Source organism: Streptomyces sp. NPDC002935 (assembly GCF_040611295.1).
In the GTDB taxonomy this organism is placed as follows: domain Bacteria; phylum Actinomycetota; class Actinomycetes; order Streptomycetales; family Streptomycetaceae; genus Streptomyces.
The window spans coordinates 350872-368311 of record NZ_JBEXNW010000003.1; the positions used below are offsets into that span (position 1 = coordinate 350872).

The following is a 17440-nucleotide window of genomic DNA, read 5'->3' on the forward strand; positions in this document are numbered from 1 at the left end:
GTGCCTGTTCGGCGACGCGAGGGAGAGGGTTTTCATGAGCGTGCAACAACTGCCCGCGTCAACGGTTCACGTGATGCTCGGCGACTGCTCCGCGGCCGATGCCAAGAGCGTGCTCGCCGTCCTGTCCGGCCGCTTCACCGCGGACCGGGAGGGCGCGGACGAGCCGCACGAGTCCGCCGGCGGCCGGCCGACGGTGTGGACCGCGATGATCGACACGGCCGGTGACCGGGGAGGCGATGCCGGGCCTGTCCTGGAACTTTCGGGGCAACCGACGGTGGAGGCGCAGGGTGGCCCCCGCGCTACGCAGCGTCTGCGGGAGGCCCTCGGTGCGGTCTTCACCGTGCACGAGTTGGGCACGGAGGCAGGTGACCAGGAGGTTCAGATGAAGCTGCGGCTGGATTCGAGTACGGCGCACGAGACGCGTTCCGGGTGAACGCCGGGGCGCTGGCCCGTAACGGAGAGATCGGAGCCCGCCGCGCGGCGGCCGGCTCGGCGCGGGAAGGAGCCGCCCGGGCGGGGCTGGTCGCGCGCGGGGTGATCTATGCCCTGGTCGGGGTACTGGCGCTGCGCATCGCCTTCGGCGACAGCGGGCGGCAGGCGGACCGGGGCGGCGCCCTGCAGGAGATCGCCTCGAAGCCGTTCGGCGCCGCCCTTCTGTGGGCCCTTGGCGCCGGGCTCGTCGGCATGGCGCTGTGGCGGCTGTCCGAGGCTCTGTTCGGGGCCGCCGGGGAGGACGGCGGCGCGGCGGGCAAGCGCCTGATGTCGGCGGCGCGTTGCGTCTTCTACGGGTTCGTCGCCTACTCCGTGCTCTCCTTCGCCGCCGGTTCGCGAGGCAGCGGTTCGAGCGACAAGCAGTCCCGCGATGTCACGGCCAAGGCGCTCGGCGTGCCCGGTGGCCAGTGGATCGTCGGCGCCGTCGGCGTGGGGCTGGTCGTGGCGGGCGTCTGGATCGCCGTACGGGCAGTCATGCGGAAGTACCACAAGCATCTGAAGCTCGGCGAGATGTCGCGACGGATCCTCGGGGCCGTCGACACGGCGGGGGTGGGCGGCGGGGCCGCGCGCGGCGCGGTGTTCACCGCGGCTGGCGCCTTCGCGGTCCGGGCCGCCGTCGACTACGAACCCGACAAGGCCAAGGGGATGGACGACACGCTGCGGTCGTTCGCCGGAACCCCGATGGGGCCGTGGCTGCTGGTCTGCGTCGCCGTGGGGCTGGTCCTGTTCGGGCTCTTCTCCTTCGCGATGGCACGCTGGCGCAGGGTATGACGCCCTGCGGGTCCTCGTATCCGACCGACGACACGAGCGTGCCCCCGCCGCGAGCACGCGACGGGGGCACCCTCGTGCATCGACCGGTCAGGGCTGCGCGGTCAGGGCGAAGCTCTGCGTGGCCGAGCCGTCACAGGCGCGCTGGGTGAGCTGCACGCTGTTCGTCGCGGAACCCGCCGCGCTCAGACACTTGCCGCTGTGCCGGGCGGTGAAGTGATAGCGCCCGCTGCTCTCCTTGACCGGCTGCCACTGCTGGTTCTGGCCGCTCGACCAACTCCACAGCTGCAACGGCGCGTTGTCGGCCGTCGAGCGGTCGGTCACATCGACGACCTGCTGCGGATTCGGACGGAGGGTGATCCGCGTGTAGCCGCTGTCCGTCGAGCGGAACTGGAACTGCTGCGCCTGCGTGCCGTTGCACGCGTACTGCTGGATCGCGGTCCCGTTCGCCGTGCCGGCCGAACGGGCGTCCACGCAGGTGCCGTTGCCGGAGTTGGCCAGCGAGTACCAGGTGGTCTCGGAGATCGGATCCGCCGGTGGCACCGACGTGTCCGCCCCACCGAGCCACTTGAGCCCGTCCAGCAGGAACCGGTTCTGTGTCGCACTGGCGAACGTCGACGACAGCGTGGTGTTCGTCGCGTAGTCCATCGCGTTGTGACCGAAGTTCGCGTACAGCATCCGGTACTTCGTGTTGGTCCACAGAATCGGGTAGTAGCCGCTGTACCAGGTCTGGTTGGGGTCCGTGCCCAGGGGGAAGCTGCTCGGGTCGATCGAGGCGAGAATCCTGATGTCCGGGTTCTGCCGCAGGTCGTTGGACCAGCTGTACCACTCGCTGACCGACGAGGTGAAGGTCGCGGGCAGGTTCGCGGTGGAGGGGTGAGCCCGGTCCTCCACCTTCAGGACGGCCGTGGTGGGCCCCCATGTGTTGGACCTGAAGTTGCCGCTGCCCAGGAACTGGTTGTGGTACCACGGCCAGCTCTGCGCCTCGGTGGTGAAGGCCGAGACGTGGAAGCCGAGCCAGCCACCGCCCCCGCGCATGTACTGCTCGAAACCGGCGCGTTGGGCCGCGGTCTGCGGCAGATCGTCGAGGAACAGCACGACTTGGTACGCGTTCACGCCGCCGTTGCTGAGCAGGTCCCAGTTGTTGCTGGCCGTGTAGGTGAAGCCGTTCGCCGCCGCCTGCTTCGGGAACCAGTCGTTGGCCTCGTGGACGAAACTGATGTGGGCGGCGTCCCAGGTGCCGTTGTAGAGGGCGAGCACCTTGAAAGGCGCCGCCGTCGTGCTCGCGTGCGCGGCGGGCGGTGCCGCCAGTCCGAGCAGGGTCGCCAGCAGGACGAGAACCCGCAGGACACCGCGCGCAGGACCGGACTCGCTGATGCGCATCCGACTCTCCTTCCCGTACACGTCAGGGGTGGCTGACGAGGTTGGCGACATTGGTCGAGGAGTTGGACGGCCCGCCCCGGTCGTTGACGACGTGCCGGATGGTGCCCGTGCCGCCCAGCGAGACCGTCACCATGTCCCTGAAGCGCACGTTCGCGTTGTTGGGCGCCTCGATGGCGCGCTCGGCGGCGACGGCGGAGTTGACGTTGAAGTAGCAGTAGCTGCCGAAGCCGTACACCTGATGGCTCGTCACGGAGGCCGCGACCTTGTAGGCGGCGTAGCCCTGCGTCGAACCGTTCATCCACGCCGCCTGGTTGGGCGGGTCGTACGGCATCTCGTTCTGGTAGAAGTACGTGCGGCCGCCGTTGCCGTTCCAGATGGTCTGGTACTTCTGGTAGTGCTCCACGAACAGCCCGTACATCGTCACGTCGTCGCCGTTCACGACGAGCCCGGTGTCGGCGGTGTTGCTGGTCCAGCCGACCCCGCTGCCGTGGTCCGCGCGCCACAGCCACAGGTGGTCGCCGATGACGTCGTCGCTGTTGATGGTCAGACTGGTGGTGGCCTTGCCGACGCCCGCGCCGCCGATGCGGAAGAACACATCGTGCAGGGAGCTCGGGTCGGCACTGTGGTCGGCGGAGGAGCCGCTCGGCCCCATCTCCAGCAGCTGCGCGGAGTTGGTGGTGCCCGCGTCGATCAGCAGCCCGGCGAGCTGGACGCCGTTCACGTCGGCGACCGTCATCGCGGTGATGCCGTTGTCGGGGACGAGGGTGGCGAGGCCGAGGCCGAGCACCACGGTGTCGGCCCGGGTCACCTTGAGCGTCTGGTCCAAGTGGTACACACCGGGCGTCACCAGCAGGTTCTTGCCCTGGGCCAGCGCGTCGTTCAGCTGCGCCGCCGTCGCGCCCGGCTTCACGATGAAGAAGTCCGAGAGCGGCAGGGACGCTCCCGCGGGAGTGCCCGAACTCCAGCTGGTGCCACTGGAGTTGGTGCGCACGGACGGAACGAACACCTTCCAGGCGCCCGCCGCGTCGACGTACAGGAATGGCTTCTCGCGGGAGACCGGTGTCTGGTCCACCGTCGTGTAGGGCGGGCTCGGGAAGCTGTTCGCGGGAGCGTTCTTCGCGCCGACGAACACCATGTTCCAGTTGGAGCCGGTCCAGTTCGACCACTCGGTGTTCCGCGACAGCCACTGCTGCTGCGAACCGGAGTTGACCTGTCCGTCGATCTTCGTGTCGGCCATGTAGCCGCCGCTGGACCAGCCGCCGTCGTCCAGCGCCAGGTTGCCGCGCAGATGCATCCGCCGGTACGGCGCCGCCTGCGACACCGCCCAGCGGTCCGAGCCGGAGGTGGGAGTCACCGACAGGTTCTCCGCCGAACGCCAGAAGTTCTGGGTCGCGTTGCCCTGGAACCAGTCGGCCTCGGTGTGCACCGCGCCCCGGATCGTGACGTCGTCGGGGGACAGGCCAAGACCCGCGACCTGGGTGTAGAAGCCGACGTTCGCGTTGGCGCTGTAGGTGCCGGGCTTGAAGAGGAAGGCCTTGCGGGCCGTGCCGAACTGGTTGGTCTCCTGCTGGGAGAAGGCCGAGTCGAGGCTGCTCTGGATGGTGGCGGCCGGCGTCGACGGGTCGAAGACGGTGACGTTCGGACCCAGGTCCGGTGTACCGGGCGGCTGTTGTGTGTCCACCGCGTTGACATAGAAGGACTGGGCCGCCGTGCCGTTGCAGGTGTACTGCTGGAGCTGCACGCTGTCGGCGGTGGAGGCGCTCGGCACATCGAGGCACTTGCCGCTGTTGCGGTTCACGAAGTGGAAGGCGCCGCTGGTCTCCGCCACGGCCTGCCACTGCTGGTTGGTGCCGCCGCCGTACGCCCACAGCTGTACCAGCGCGTTGTCCGCGGTCGAGACGTCGGTGATGTCCCAGGCCTTGGTGGCGTCGGCCCGGTTGTCGACCTGGGAGTAGCCGCTCGACGTGGCCGCGAACTGCCACTGCTGGGCCTGGCTGCTGTTGCAGGCGTACTGCTGGACCGCCGTGCCGTTCGCCGTTCCGGCGGCGCGCGCGTCGACGCACTTGCCGTTGCCAACGTTGACGACGGTGGCCCAGCCGGTCGGTACCGCGGCGGCCTGCGCGACCGCGTCCTTCGGGGCGGCGGTGGCGTCGTTCGGCGAGGCGATGGTCAGGCCCGACACGGTTGTCGCCACGAGCGCGGTCACCGTCAGCAACCTCGTCGTTCGATGACGACCGGACTCTCTCCCGGATCTGGACAGGGGGAATCTGGACATGGGGGACACTCCTGCACTAGTGGGGGGTTCATGTCCGTGAACGGCGAATGCATTCATGGAGTTGTAGTGATCGGTGAACCTAAAGGTCTGCACCAAAGTCGTCAAGACTTGAAACGAAGAACCCTTTGAAATCGGCTGGCAGCACAAGGAGTTGAACGTCCAGTAGGCCGGTTGCTCCTGAACTCGCCTCAGTAGCAGGGGTGTTCATCGGCATGGCGTCCAGAAACCCTGCGGCGCAGGGGTTGTTGCCACCAGTAGGCCGTGCGACCACGTCGGGATCATGCAGGCGTGCGCCCTTCGTCCCCGGTCATCCCCGGTCATGCGCGGTCCACTTCTTGAACGGTGAGTCACATGCCGTGCATCGGCTGAAAGGTGGCCCTTAGCGCCTTGTTGCGAAGGAGCGCCGGGTGTGTGGTTCCTTACAAGGCGGTGACATGGCGGCAAACCACACCCGCCCCACCCGACTCTCAGGGCACTCTGGTTCCGGGCCGGTGACTCCTGTGGTGGACACACAGCGAATCCACCGGCCACCGCGCCGACCGGCACCGCCGGTTCGTGTCCCGCGGCAAGGGAAGCGGCTGCCGCGGAACAGCGCCCCGGAGCACTTCCGGGGCGCCGTGCGCGTTCTGCGGCGGTGCACCGGGCGCCGGGCCGAGTGCCGGGTGCCGTGTGGCCGTCCGGTGCTAGTCGCTGGTCGTGCCCCGGCGATCGGATTCGAAGCGGTCCAGGGCGGTCTGCACCCGGTCCAGGGTCGTCTCGGTGTCGACCGCCGCGTCGACCGTCAGCCCCGGTTCGTCGTCGAGCAGCGGCTGGAGCGATTCGTACTGGGACTCGAGCAGTTCCTCCGGCATGAAGTGACCGGTCCGGTGCGCGATGCGGCGACGGGCGGTCTCGCGGTCCAGGTCCAGATGCACGAACCACACGCCGGGCCCGGCCGCACGGAGCAGTTCCCGGTAGGTGAGTTTGAGGGCCGAGCAGGAGACGACCGCGCTCCGCCGGGACCGGGTCGCGTCGCGGATCCAGTTCGCGAGCGTGTGCAGCCACGGTTCGCGGTCGACGTCGTCGAGCGGTCGGCCCGCGCTCATCCTGGCGATGTTCCGCGGTGTGTGGAAGTCGTCGCCCTCCACGAAGGGCACGTTGAGATGCTGGGCGAGCCTCTTCCCGAAGGTGGTCTTGCCGGACGCCGAGACGCCCATGACGACCACGATCGTCGGTGCGGTCCCGGGTGATGACATGCGGCTCCTCCTGGATCGGCCGGCAGGACGTGGGCGGGCCCTCGCCGGAATCCTGGGGGGAGGGCCGGGAGGTCGGGCCGCGCGGCGGCGTGGGTCCGGCGGAATGCACCCGGATGGGCGCGCCGCGACGGAGACCGGTGCCGCCCGGCGCCGCGCGAGCCGGGCACTCCATCGTCGTACTCCATGATCTCGCGCCCGCGCCGATGTCGTCGTGCTGATCGTCGCGCTCACCGAGGGGCCCGCCATCCGGTGGACGCCGGCGCCTTCTCGCCGCGCCGAACGGCGGTGCGCTGCTCGACGACGGGGCGCGCGGGCGCCGTCGTGGACACCGGCGCCGTGCGGTTGCTCCGCCGGAGGGACCCGGTTACTTCCAACGGCCGAGCGCGGCGGGTCCGCCCGCGCCGACCTCGGGCGGGAGTGATTGCCTCGGTGCGGGTCCCGCGGACCCGAAGTCCACGTGGTCGCGGCGGACGGGACCCGCCCGCTGACCAAGAACACCGGCGCCGTGCCGAGCGGGCACGCGCGGGGTGGGTCGGCGGACCGACAGCACATCGGTCCCCGCACACGGCTTACCGACGAATGGGAGACGACAGTGACCTCAGACGTGGACACCCGCGGGCAGCTTGCGGCGTTGCCATTGCTGCGGGGCCAGAAGGCCATGGTGACCGGGGCGAACTCCGGCATCGGACTGGCGACGGCGGTCGCGCTGGGCCGGGCGGGCGCCGACGTGGTCGTCAACTACGTCGCCGGACAGGAGGCCGCCGAGGACGTGGTCCGGCAGATCCAGGCCTTCGGCGTACGGGCCTTCGCCCATGAGGCCGACGTGTCCGACGAGGGTCAGGTCGTCGGCATGTTCGCGCGCATGCTGGAGGAGTTCGGAACGATCGACATCCTGGTGGCCAACGCCGGCCTGCAACGGGACGCGTCGGTCACGGAGATGACCCTCGCGCAGTGGCACAAGGTCATCGACGTGAACCTCACCGGCCAGTTCCTGTGCGCCAGGGAAGCGACCAAGGAGTTCCTGCGGCGCGGTGTCGTGCCCGAGGTCTCCCGCTCCGCCGGAAAGATCGTCTGCATGAGTTCCGTGCACCAGATCATTCCGTGGTCCGGTCACCTGAACTACGCCGCGTCCAAGGGCGGCGTCCTGATGCTCATGCAGACGCTGGCCCAGGAACTGGGCCCGCACGGAATCCGGGTCAACGCGGTCGCGCCCGGCGCCATCAAGACCCCGATCAACCGCAGCGCCTGGGAGACACCCGACGCCGAGCAGGACCTCCTGCGGCTGATCCCGTACCGCCGGGTCGGTGACCCCGAGGACATCGCCGACGCGGTGACGGTGCTGACCTCCGACCTCATGGACTACGTGGTGGGCACGACCCTGTTCGTCGACGGCGGGATGACCCTCTTCCCCGGCTTCGCGACGGGCGGCTGAAACGGCGGCACCCGCGCTCACGTCACCCCGGTGCCCGGCGCCTCCCGGCGTCGGCACCACCGTCGGCACCAGCCAATGAGGCCCGCATGAGCCAGGCGTTCACCCTCCTGGCCGCAGGCACTCCCGAGCCTTCTTCCTGGGCGCCGCGGTCGGCGTCCTGGCCCTGATCGGTCTCGGTGTGACGCGCGAGCACACCACGAACGTCCACACGGCCACACCCACGGCCTGGGGCTGCTGCTGGTGATCCTCCGCTCGAAGCGCGGACCGAAGCGGACGTCGAGGGGCGGTGCGAGCGGCCCCGGCGCGGGCTGACCGCCCGGCCCGCCCCAGCACAACGGACCGCGACGAACCGACCGTCGGCCGAGCTGACCGCAGGGAGACGCCGTGACGGAGAATCAGATCCTGGAAGGCCTCGGACTGATCGTCGTCCTGGCCGTCGGCTCCCAGCTGCTGGCGAGCCGGCTGCGGATCCCCGCCCTGATCGTCCTGCTGCCGGTCGGATTCACCGCGGGGGCGCTGACCGACATCGTCAACCCCGACAAACTGCTCGGGGACGCCTTCTCCCCGATGGTGTCGCTCGCCGTGGCGGTGATCCTTTACGAGGCCGGGCTCGGCCTGAACATCAGCAGGCTGCACGGACACATGCGGCGTGTCGTGGCGCGTCTGATCTGGCTCGGCGTCCTGCTCACCTGGGTGGCCACCGCCGCTCTCGCGGTACCGCTGCTGGGCATGTCGAAGAGCGCGGCGATCATGCTCGGCGTGATCCTCGTCGTCTCGGGGCCCACCGTCGTCGGCCCGCTGCTCCACTTCGTACGCCCCACCGAGCGGCTGCAACGCATCCTGATCTGGGAAGGGTCGCTGATCGACCCGGTCGGAGGCATCCTCGGGGCGCTCGTCTTCCATGCCGTCGTCGCGAGCGACAGCAACGGCCTGGGCGGCAAGCTCGGTCAGTTCGCGGTGAGTTCGGCCGTCGGTCTGATCGGGGGCGCGGTGGGCGCCGCTGTGCTGTGGTTCCTTCTCAGCCGGCTGCAGTTGGGCGACGTGCTGGGCACGACGGCGCAGCTCGCCGCCGCGGTGGGCGTGGCGGCCGCCTGCGACGCGATCCGTGACGACACCGGACTCATCGCCGCGGTCGTCATGGGGATGGCCCTGGCCAACCTGCCGGGCGTGTCCCTCCCGGCGCGCCGCCCCTTCCTCGAGACCCTGGTTTCGCTGACCATCGGGCTGCTGTTCATTTCCATCTCGGCCACGGTCACCCCGGCGTCCCTGCGGCACGTCATCCTGCCCACGCTCGTTCTCGTCGCCGCCCTGGTCCTGGTGATCAGGCCACTGATCGCGTTCCTGTCCACCGCGGGAACGGATGTGCCGCGCGGCGAGCGGGCGTTCATCGGATGGATGGCACCCCGCGGAATCGTCGCCGCGGCCACCGCCTCGACCTTCTCCGCCACCCTGGTCGCCGATCACGTCGACGGTGCCCAGAAGATCCTGCCCGCCACCTTCCTGGTGATCGTCACCACGGTGACGCTGTACGGGCTGAGCGCGCACCCCGTCGCCCGGCGTCTCGGCGTGCTGCGCCCGGCGCGGGCCCGCCCGCTGCTCGTGGGCGGCGACCTCTGGGCGATCGACCTGGGCCGCGCCCTGACCTCCGCGGGCCTCGACGTGCTCATGTGGGCCGGACGAGACGAGCAACGGGACCTGATCAGGGCGGCCGGGCTGAACCTGGCGCCGGGTGAACTGCTCGCCGCGGCCACCGGCGAGGGCGCGGAACTCGAAGGAATCACCGGCGTTCTGCTGCTCACCGAGGAGGACGACTTCAACGCGCTGGCGTCGGCGAACCTGCGCGGCACGGTCGACGGGTTCGTCCACCGGCTGGGTCCACCCGGCCTGAGTCACGGTGTGGTCGCCCCCTACACGCCCGGCGACACCCTCTTCGGGGCCGAGCTGAACAGACCGGAACTGGCCCGCCGTTACGAGGGCGGCGCGCGGATCGCCTCCCGCCCGGTGGAGCAGGGCCTCCCGGCCGGACACACGTTGCTGTTCCTCGTACGGCCCGACGGGCGGCTGGACCCGGTCACCAGGACCCGCACCCCGCAGCCGGGGGCCCACGACACCGCGATCCTGCTCGGCCCGCACCGGGCACCCGGCCCGGTGCGGGCGGACTGAAGACGGCCGATCGGGGCCACTCGTCCGGCCCCGGTCAGGACACCAACGGGTCAGTACGGATTGCGGTCCACCGTGTGGCTGGATCTCATGGTCTTCATGCAGCAACAAGCCTCTGGGCAAGACGACCTTGTGCCGCCGATGGAGCGTTCGCACTGGGTGGCCTTCGCCGGAATCCTGCTGATGGTCAGCGCTCTGTTCAACCTTCTCAATGGCTTCGTGGCGCTCTTCAACCACGGCTACTACTCGAAGGTGTACTCCCAGGGCAACCGGTTGCTCATCCTGAACTACACGGCCTGGGGCTGGATCTTCGTCGTCGTCGGCATGGTGATGGCCCTGGCGAGCCTCGGTGTGTTCGTCGGCTCCAGGGCGGCACGGCTGACGGGCATCTGCCTGGCCGCGTTCTCTCTGGTCGCGCAGATGATCTTTCTTCCGGTCTACCCGTTCTGGTCGGTGTTCACGATGCTCGTCTCCCTGCTGGTCATCTACGGCCTGCTGGTCGAGCCGAAGCATGTGCCCGGGGCGAGGGTGTAGCCGGATTCTGTCTCCGGAAGCCGTGCCCACCCCGAGGGGCACGGCTTCCGGTGCGTCGACCTCTCCCGGAGCCGGGCGCTCACAGCAGCGGCCATGAGGGCGCGCTCGGTGGTCTCAGTCGCGCTGCTTGTCGAGTGCCTCGTCGAGTGTGGTGGCCGCCATGATCAGTGACAGATGGGTGAACGCCTGGGGGAAGTTGCCCAGTTGTTCGCCGCTGGGGCCGATCTCCTCCGCGAAGAGGCCGACGTGGTTGGCGTACGTATGCATCTTCTCGAAGGTGTATCGCGCCTCGGCCAGCCGGCCGGAGCGGGCCAGCGCGTCGACGTACAGGAACGTGCACAGACTGAAGGTGCCCTCCGAGCCGCGCAGGCCGTCCGGGGAGGCGGCGGGGTCGTAGCGGTAGACGAGGCTGTCGGAGACCAGCGTCCGGCTCATCGCGTCGAGGGTCGACAGCCAGGTCGGGTCCTTCGCGCCCAGGAAGCCGACCCGGGGGGCGAGCAGGAGCGAGGCGTCCAGTACGCCGCCGTCGTAGTACTGGACGTACGCCTTCTCCTTGTCGTTCCAGCCGCGCTCCATCACCTGCTCCAGGACGGCGTCGCGCGCCCGGGTCCAGAGCGCCGTGTTCGCCGGCCGGTTCCACTCATGGGCCAGGCGCAGCCCGCGGTTGAAGGCGGACCAGCACATCACCCGGCTGTACGTGAAGTCCTTGCGCCCGCCGCGGGTCTCCCAGATGCCTTCGTCGGGGCGGTCCCAGTTGTCGGCGAGCCAGTCCAGCGAGCGGGCGACGGCCTTCCAGCCGGCGTAGTCGGCCTGGATGCCGATCTCACGGCCCTCCGACAGGCCGTAGAGGGCCTCGCCGTAGATGTCCAGCTGGAGCTGGTCCGCGGCGGCGTTGCCGACCCGTACGGGATAGGACCCGCGGTAGCCCTCGAAGTGGGTCAGGATCTCCTCGCCCAGCAGGGGTGTCCCGTCCACCCGGTACATGATCTGGAGCCTTTCCCCCTCCTGGTCCAGGCGTTCCATCAGCCGTTCGCGCAGCCAGTGGGTGAACGCCGTCGCCTCCTCGGCGAACCCGAGGTCGAGCAGGGCGCGCAGTGACAGGGAGCCGTCCCGTACCCAGGTGTAGCGGTAGTCCCAGTTGCGTTCGCCGCCGACCTGTTCCGGCAGGCCCATGGTGGCGGCCGCGACCGGGGCGCCGGTGGGCGCGTAGGTCAGGAGCTTGAGGGTGATGGCGGAGCGGTGCACCATGTCGGGCCAGCGACCCCGGTATTTGGAGGTCCGCACCCAGTGCTGCCAGTACTCGATGCTCTCCGCCAGGTTCTGCTCGGTCCCCTCCACGGTGGGCGGCGGTGGTGCCGTGGCGTCCGGCCCGTCCACGGTGAACACGGCCGTCGCCGTCTCGCCGACGTTGAGGGTGACGGTGCTCCGCACGTCCTGCCCGTCCCGCTCCAGCGGGAAGGTGCTCTGCAGGAACGCGGTGATTCCCGGGCTGCGGAAGACGGCGCCGTCGGGCCCGAGGGCGAGGTCATGGCCGGCCCGCCCGTAGTCGAAGCGCGGACGGCACTCCAGGGCGAACTGCATCGTTCCCCGCACTGTCCGCACGGCCCGGATGAGCCGGTGCCGGGCGGAGGCGGTGCCGGTGCGGTCCGGCGGCATCCAGTCGAGGACCTCACCCACCCCGTCCGGTGACATGAACCGCGTCACCAGAACCGCCGTGTCCGGGTAGTAGAGCTGCCTCCAGGTGCCTTCCGGACGGGAGGGCGCCAGCCGGAAATATCCTCCGTCGTCATGGTCGAGCAGCGCGGCGAAGATGCTGGGAGAGTCGAAGCGCGGGGCGGCGAACCAGTCCACCACCCCCCTGGAGGAGACCAGAGCGGCGGACTGGAGATCGCCCACCAGGCCGTGGTCGGCTATCGGCGGATAACGGTCCATGGCGATCCAATCTCGAGGATCCAGGCATCTTCACTATCCGACATGGCGGACATGTGCGCTTGTTCTTCCCGGGAGGGCGGACCGCGCGGGAGGGTGGCTGGATTGCCGAACACCGGACGGCCGGGGTTACTGGAGACGACCGCTCAACGTCGACGACGCGCGCGCCGGTGTCCCGGGAGGTACCTGCATGGACATGATCCATGTGCGCATGGTGAGCCCCGCCCGGCTGACGGACGCCGTGGCCGCCTTCCTCGCGGCCGACCCCGGTGTCCTCAACCTCGTGGTGCAACCCGGCATCGCGCGCAACCCGGACGGCGACGCCCTCGCCTGCGACGTGCTGACAGGAGAGGCGAACGCCGTGCTGCGCGGTCTGCGGGAGCTGCGCCTCGACCAGGTGGGCTCCATCGTCATCGAACCCGTCGACATGGCGTTCTCCGGACGTGTCGCGCAGGCCGGTGCCGATCGGCCCGGTGCGCTCTCCCGGGCGCCCGTCTGGGAGGAGGTGGAGGCGCGCATCCGCGCGCAGGGCACCTACGCGCCGAGCTTCTACCTCTACCTGGTGGTCGCCGGTCTCATCGGCGCGGTCGGCATCGTCACCAACTCCCAGATCCTCATCGTCGCGGCCATGGTCGTCGGACCCGAGTACGGGGCCATCGTCAGCGTCGCGCTGGGCATCGACCGGCGCTCGGGGCCGAGAATCCGCGAGGGGCTGACCGCCCTGACGGCCGGGTTCGCGCTGGCCATCGCGGCCACGTTCCTCTTCGGCCTGCTGATCCGTGGATTCGACCTGGAGTCCAAGGCGTTCGACCTCGGTGTGCGCCCCGTCTCCCATCTGATCGACACACCCGACTTCTTCTCGTTCGCGGTCGCCACGCTCGCCGGAATCGTGGGCATCGTCTCCTTGAGCGAGGCCAGGACCAGCGCTCTGCTGGGCGTCTTCATCTCCGTCACCACCATTCCCGCGGCCGCCGACTTCAGCGTCTCCGCGGCCTTCGGAAACTCGAGCGAGGCGCGCGGATCGCTCATCCAACTCCTCATCAACGTCGCCGTGTTGATCGTCGTGGGCACGCTCACGCTCAAGGGGCAGCGCGCCATCTGGCGCCGGGTCGGCCGGCGCGGCCTGCGCACCGCCGACGGGTGACGGACACGGGGGTGCGGGACGCGCGGGGCGGGGGCGTCCTGTCCGGCCAGGGGGAATGTCAGACTGACGCCATGGACGAGCGCGTATTCGACAGGTCGGGTCAGCAGGCTTCGGTCATCGGTCTCGGCACCTGGCAACTGGGTGCCGACTGGGGCGAGGTGAGTGAGAAGGACGCCCTGGCCGTGCTGGAGACGGCGGCGGAGTCGGGAGTGACCTTCTTCGACACCGCCGATGTGTACGGCGACGGGCGGAGCGAGGAGATCATCGCCGGCTTCCTGCGCGGCAGGCCGGACCTGCACGTCATGGTCGCCACCAAGATGGGCCGCCGCGTCGACCAGATCCCGGAGAACTACGTCCTCGACAACTTCCGTGCCTGGAACGACCGCTCGCGCCGCAACCTCGGCGTCGACCGCCTCGACCTGGTGCAGCTGCACTGCCCGCCGACGCCCGTGTACTCCTCCGACGCGGTGTACGACGCCCTCGACACCCTGGTCGAGGAGGAGCGGATCGCCGCGTACGGCGTGAGCGTCGAGACGTGCGACGAGGCACTGACCGCGATCGCCCGTCCGAACGTGGCGAGTGTCCAGATCATCCTCAACCCGTTCCGCATGAAGCCCCTGCGGCAGGTCCTGCCCGCGGCCCGGGAGGCGGGCGTCGGCATCATCGCGCGGGTCCCGCTGGCCTCCGGGCTGCTCTCCGGCAAGTACACCAAGGACACCGTGTTCGCCGCGGACGACCACCGGACGTACAACCGCCACGGCGACGCTTTCGACCAGGGCGAGACCTTCTCCGGGGTCGACTTCGCGACGGGCGTGGAGGCGGCGGCCGAGTTCTCCGCCCTCGCCCCCGAGGGGTACACGCCGGCCCAGCTCGCGCTGCGGTGGATCGTCCAGCAGCCGGGCGTGACCACGGTGATCCCGGGCGCCCGTTCACCCGAACAGGCCCACGCGAACGCGGCGGCCGCGAAGCTGCCCGAGCTGTCGCGCACGACGCTGGACACCATCGGGGACCTGTACGAGCGGCGGATCAAGGAGCAGGTGGAGAGCCGCTGGTAACAGCGACACGGAACCCGGCGGCGGGACGCACCCGTTCTCTGCGGTGCACGCCGCCGGGGCATGCCGGCCCTGGGCGGGCGGTGCTGCCGGGCAGGTCAGCCCCCGGCGGTTCGCGCCCCCAGAAGTGAGTCGAGCTGCCGGTCGTGGACCCGGCTCAGCACGAGCACCGAGACGCTCGCGCCGATCAGGGCGCAGAACATGTCCCACTGGGTGTCCCACACATCGCCCTGCGTCGCCAGGAAGGCGTCCGCCCCGTGGCCGCCGATCACGGCGGCCGCCCACTCGAACATCTCGAACAGGGCGCTGAAGGCGAGACACGCGCACACGGTCAGCGGCGCCAGCCACCGGCTGCCGCGCAGCGGTGACGTCCTGCTGAGCAGCTCCCGCACCAGGACGGCCGGCACGAAGCCCTGCATGAGGTGCCCGAACCGGTCGTACGGGTTGCGGTCGAGCCCGAAGGTGTCGCGGACCCAGTCGCCCAACGGCACCTGCGCGTAGGTGTAGTGGCCGCCCACCGCGAGCACCAGCGCGTGCGCCGCGAGGAGACAGCACAGCAGATTCGTCAGCGGGAAGCGCCGTCGGCTCAGCACCACCACCGGCAGCCCGACGAGCACCCACACGGTCTCCAGCAGCCAGGTCGCCATGTCGTGCGGATGCCATACGGAGAGCGCCATTCCCGCGACCACCACCGCGACGAGCACGGCCGGGAGCGCCCCGCGCGGAGCGCGCTCCGGGGGAGCCGGGTGTCGGTCGGGCGGGGCGAGGACTGTTCCGGGCATGGCGGGCTCCTTGGTCCAGGTGGCCCCATCGTGGTGGAGCGCGGGGCGGGCGGCATGAGTACGGGTACTCATCCAGCCGGTGCATCTGGACGAACATGTTCGTGACGTACTTGTTCGCAACGAACATGTTCGTTATCGTGGAGGGGTGACAGGACATCCCTCCCCCCGCCCCAGCCGCCGTGAGCGCCCGGCGAAGCCCGCCCTGACCAGGGACGGCATCATCGAGACCGCCGTCGCGCTGATGCGTGCCGAAGGTCTTCCGCGCGTCACCATGCGCCGCCTGGCCCAGGAGCTCGACACGGGACCGGCCTCGCTCTACGTCTATGTGCGCAACACCGCCGAGCTGCACGCGGCGGTGCTCGACGACCTGCTCGGCGGCGTCGACCTGGGCCCGGTCCGCACGGACGGCGACTGGCGCGACCGGCTCGTGAAGGTCCTCACCTCGTACACGGCCGTCCTGTTCGAGCACCCGGGACTCGCCCGCTCCGCACTGGTGGCCCGCCCGTCCGGTGAGCGCTACCTGGACCTGGTCGAGGCACTGCTCTCGCTGCTCGACGAGGGCGGTGTCCCCGGTGAGCGGGCGGCATGGGCGATCGACGTGCTGCTCCAGTTCGCCACCGCCACCGCGGCGGAGCACGCCGCGGGGGAGAAGGACCCGGCCGACACCGAGGGCGAGTGGGCGGCGCTCGCCGCGGCTGTGCGCGGTGCCTCCCACGAGCGGCACCCGCACATCGCCGCGCTGGGCGCGGACCTGCTCTCCGGTCCGGGCGAGGCCCGTCTGAACTGGGGCTTCCACGTCCTGATCAACGGCGTCCTGCTCACACCCCGTCCGGACACGCCCGCGGCGCCGAGCGCACCCACCCCAGCCGACACGCCGTGAGCCTCGCCGGGCCCCGGCTGTCACCGCCGAGCACCGTCACCCCAACCGACGATCACCCCCGTAGAAGGAGAACCAGCCATGACGAACATCCACCACCCCATCGCCGTGATCGGCGCCGGTCTCGGCGGCCTCACGCTCGCCCGTGTCCTCCACCTGAACGGCATCGAGGCCGCCGTCTACGACCTGGACGCCTCACCGACCGCCCGCCCCCAGGGCGGCATGCTCGACCTGCACGAGGAGTCCGGCCAGGCCGCCCTGCGCGCCGCCGGGCTCTACGACGAGTTCCGCGCGATCATCCACGCCGGCGGCGAGGCCATGCGCATCCTCGACAAGAACGCCACCGTCCGGATGGAGGACGCCGGTGAGAACGAAGCGCGCCCGGAGGTCTCCAGGGCCGCCCTGCGCGACATCCTGCTCGGCTCCCTGCCCGAGCGCACCGTCCGCTGGGGCGCCAAGGTCACAGGGACACGGACGGCCGGGGACGGCCGCCACGAGGTGACCCTCGCCGACGGGCGCGCCTTCACCGCCGACGTGCTGATCGGTGCCGACGGCGCCTGGTCCAAGGTGCGGCCGCTGGTCACGGACGCCACCCCGGTCTACGCCGGCATCTCCTTCGTCGAGATGCATCTGCTCGACGCCGACACCCGTCACCCGCAGGGCGCGGACGTGGTCGGAGGCGGCATCCTGTTCGCGCTCGCCGAGGAGAAGGGCCTGCTCGGCCACCGTGACCCGGACGGCTCCCTGCACGTCTACGCCGCCCTGCGCACGCCCGCCGACTGGGCGGCCTCCGGCGCCGTCGACTTCACCGACACCGACGCGGCCAAGGGGATTCTCCTGGAGCACTTCGACGGCTGGGACGAGAGCCTGCGCTCCCTCATCGCCGAGGCGGACGGCGCACTCGTGGCCCGGCCGATCCACGCGCTGCCCCCCGGCCTGCGCTGGGAGCGCGTCCCCGGAGTCACTCTCCTCGGTGACGCCGCCCACCTGATGTCCCCGTTCGCCGGTGAGGGCGCCAACCTCGCGATGCTCGACGGAGCCGAACTCGGCGCCGCCCTCGCCGCCCACACCGACGACACCGAGAAGGCCCTGACCGCGTACGAGGAGGCGCTCTTCCCGCGCTCCGAGATCTCGGCGACCGAGTCCGCCGCGAACCTCTCGATCTGCTTCAGCCCGGACGCCCCTCAGGGCCTGGTCGACCTCATGAACCAGTACCGGGGCGACGCCGACTGACCTCCCGGCCTTCGGACTGGCCTACGAGGCAGCTGATGTGACGGTTCATCAGTGAAGTCCGGACTCCCGGCGAACGGCAACTCGCCCCCGTTCGGGTCCGGTCGGGCCCACCCTTCATCACGTCGTCACCCTCCGGACGCGCAC

14 protein-coding genes are annotated in these 17440 nt (G+C 70.2%); 9 read left to right on the forward strand and 5 right to left on the reverse strand.

Annotated features, from left to right (window positions below; all coding sequences use genetic code 11):
* The first annotated feature begins 34 nt into the window (after positions 1 to 34).
* Both ABZX90_RS05590 and ABZX90_RS05595 read left to right on the forward strand, forming a co-directional pair.
* Positions 35 to 433 carry a hypothetical protein gene (locus ABZX90_RS05590; protein ID WP_351133487.1) on the forward strand — a complete coding sequence of 133 codons (399 nt, stop codon included), beginning with the start codon at positions 35 to 37 and terminating at the stop codon, positions 431 to 433.
* The gene (locus ABZX90_RS05595; RefSeq protein ID WP_355201681.1) at positions 430 to 1263 is read left to right on the forward strand and encodes a DUF1206 domain-containing protein; all 834 of its coding nucleotides are present in this window, start codon (positions 430 to 432) and stop codon (positions 1261 to 1263) included. The genes ABZX90_RS05590 and ABZX90_RS05595 overlap by 4 nt, the downstream gene beginning before the upstream one ends.
* 87 nt (positions 1264 to 1350) lie before the next feature.
* On the opposite strand, the gene ABZX90_RS05600 is transcribed toward ABZX90_RS05595, so the two are convergent.
* The 3 genes from ABZX90_RS05600 to ABZX90_RS05610 form a co-directional block, all read right to left on the reverse strand.
* The gene (locus ABZX90_RS05600) at positions 1351 to 2643 is read right to left on the reverse strand and encodes a ThuA domain-containing protein (protein WP_355201683.1); all 1293 of its coding nucleotides are present in this window, start codon (positions 2641 to 2643) and stop codon (positions 1351 to 1353) included.
* A 22-nt stretch (positions 2644 to 2665) separates the two neighbouring features.
* Positions 2666 to 4918 carry an RICIN domain-containing protein gene (locus tag ABZX90_RS05605; RefSeq protein WP_355201685.1) on the reverse strand — a complete coding sequence of 751 codons (2253 nt, stop codon included), beginning with the start codon at positions 4916 to 4918 and terminating at the stop codon, positions 2666 to 2668.
* Positions 4919 to 5601: 683 nt separating this feature from the next.
* Positions 5602 to 6153 carry a gluconokinase gene (locus ABZX90_RS05610; RefSeq protein WP_351133498.1) on the reverse strand — a complete coding sequence of 184 codons (552 nt, stop codon included), beginning with the start codon at positions 6151 to 6153 and terminating at the stop codon, positions 5602 to 5604.
* 592 nt (positions 6154 to 6745) lie between these two features.
* Here ABZX90_RS05610 and ABZX90_RS05615 point away from each other — a divergent pair.
* The 3 genes from ABZX90_RS05615 to ABZX90_RS05625 all read left to right on the forward strand — a co-directional run bounded on the left by ABZX90_RS05615 (position 6746) and on the right by ABZX90_RS05625 (position 10279).
* Positions 6746 to 7585 (forward strand): SDR family oxidoreductase, encoded by an 840-nt coding sequence (locus tag ABZX90_RS05615; protein WP_351133500.1) that lies wholly within the window; start codon positions 6746 to 6748, stop codon positions 7583 to 7585.
* Positions 7586 to 7969: 384 nt separating this feature from the next.
* A complete protein-coding gene (locus ABZX90_RS05620) occupies positions 7970 to 9748 on the forward strand; it encodes a cation:proton antiporter (protein ID WP_355201687.1) in 1779 nt (592 codons plus the stop codon).
* A gap of 138 nt (positions 9749 to 9886) precedes the next feature.
* A complete protein-coding gene (locus ABZX90_RS05625) occupies positions 9887 to 10279 on the forward strand; it encodes a hypothetical protein (protein WP_355201688.1) in 393 nt (130 codons plus the stop codon).
* Positions 10280 to 10393: 114 nt separating this feature from the next.
* Here the strand turns inward: ABZX90_RS05625 and ABZX90_RS05630 are convergent, their stop codons facing one another.
* Positions 10394 to 12217: a glycoside hydrolase family 15 protein gene (locus tag ABZX90_RS05630; protein ID WP_355201784.1), complete on the reverse strand. Its 1824-nt coding sequence runs from the start codon at positions 12215 to 12217 to the stop codon at positions 10394 to 10396.
* Positions 12218 to 12398: 181 nt separating this feature from the next.
* On the opposite strand from ABZX90_RS05630, the gene ABZX90_RS05635 reads away from it, so the two are divergent.
* Positions 12399 to 13352: a DUF389 domain-containing protein gene (locus tag ABZX90_RS05635; RefSeq protein WP_355201690.1), complete on the forward strand. Its 954-nt coding sequence runs from the start codon at positions 12399 to 12401 to the stop codon at positions 13350 to 13352.
* Between the two features lie 71 nt (positions 13353 to 13423).
* Positions 13424 to 14407, forward strand: coding sequence for an aldo/keto reductase (locus tag ABZX90_RS05640; protein WP_355201692.1), 984 nt, complete (start codon positions 13424 to 13426; stop codon positions 14405 to 14407).
* A gap of 95 nt (positions 14408 to 14502) precedes the next feature.
* On the opposite strand, the gene ABZX90_RS05645 is transcribed toward ABZX90_RS05640, so the two are convergent.
* Positions 14503 to 15081, reverse strand: coding sequence for a DUF2238 domain-containing protein (locus ABZX90_RS05645; protein WP_355201786.1), 579 nt, complete (start codon positions 15079 to 15081; stop codon positions 14503 to 14505).
* 250 nt (positions 15082 to 15331) lie between these two features.
* On the opposite strand from ABZX90_RS05645, the gene ABZX90_RS05650 reads away from it, so the two are divergent.
* On the forward strand, positions 15332 to 16066 hold the full coding sequence (locus ABZX90_RS05650; RefSeq protein ID WP_355201694.1) for a TetR/AcrR family transcriptional regulator: 735 nt from the start codon (positions 15332 to 15334) through the stop codon (positions 16064 to 16066).
* A 78-nt stretch (positions 16067 to 16144) separates the two neighbouring features.
* Positions 16145 to 17296, forward strand: a complete 1152-nt coding sequence (locus tag ABZX90_RS05655) for an NAD(P)/FAD-dependent oxidoreductase (protein ID WP_351133514.1) — start codon at positions 16145 to 16147, stop codon at positions 17294 to 17296.
* Positions 17297 to 17440: the final 144 nt, after the last annotated feature.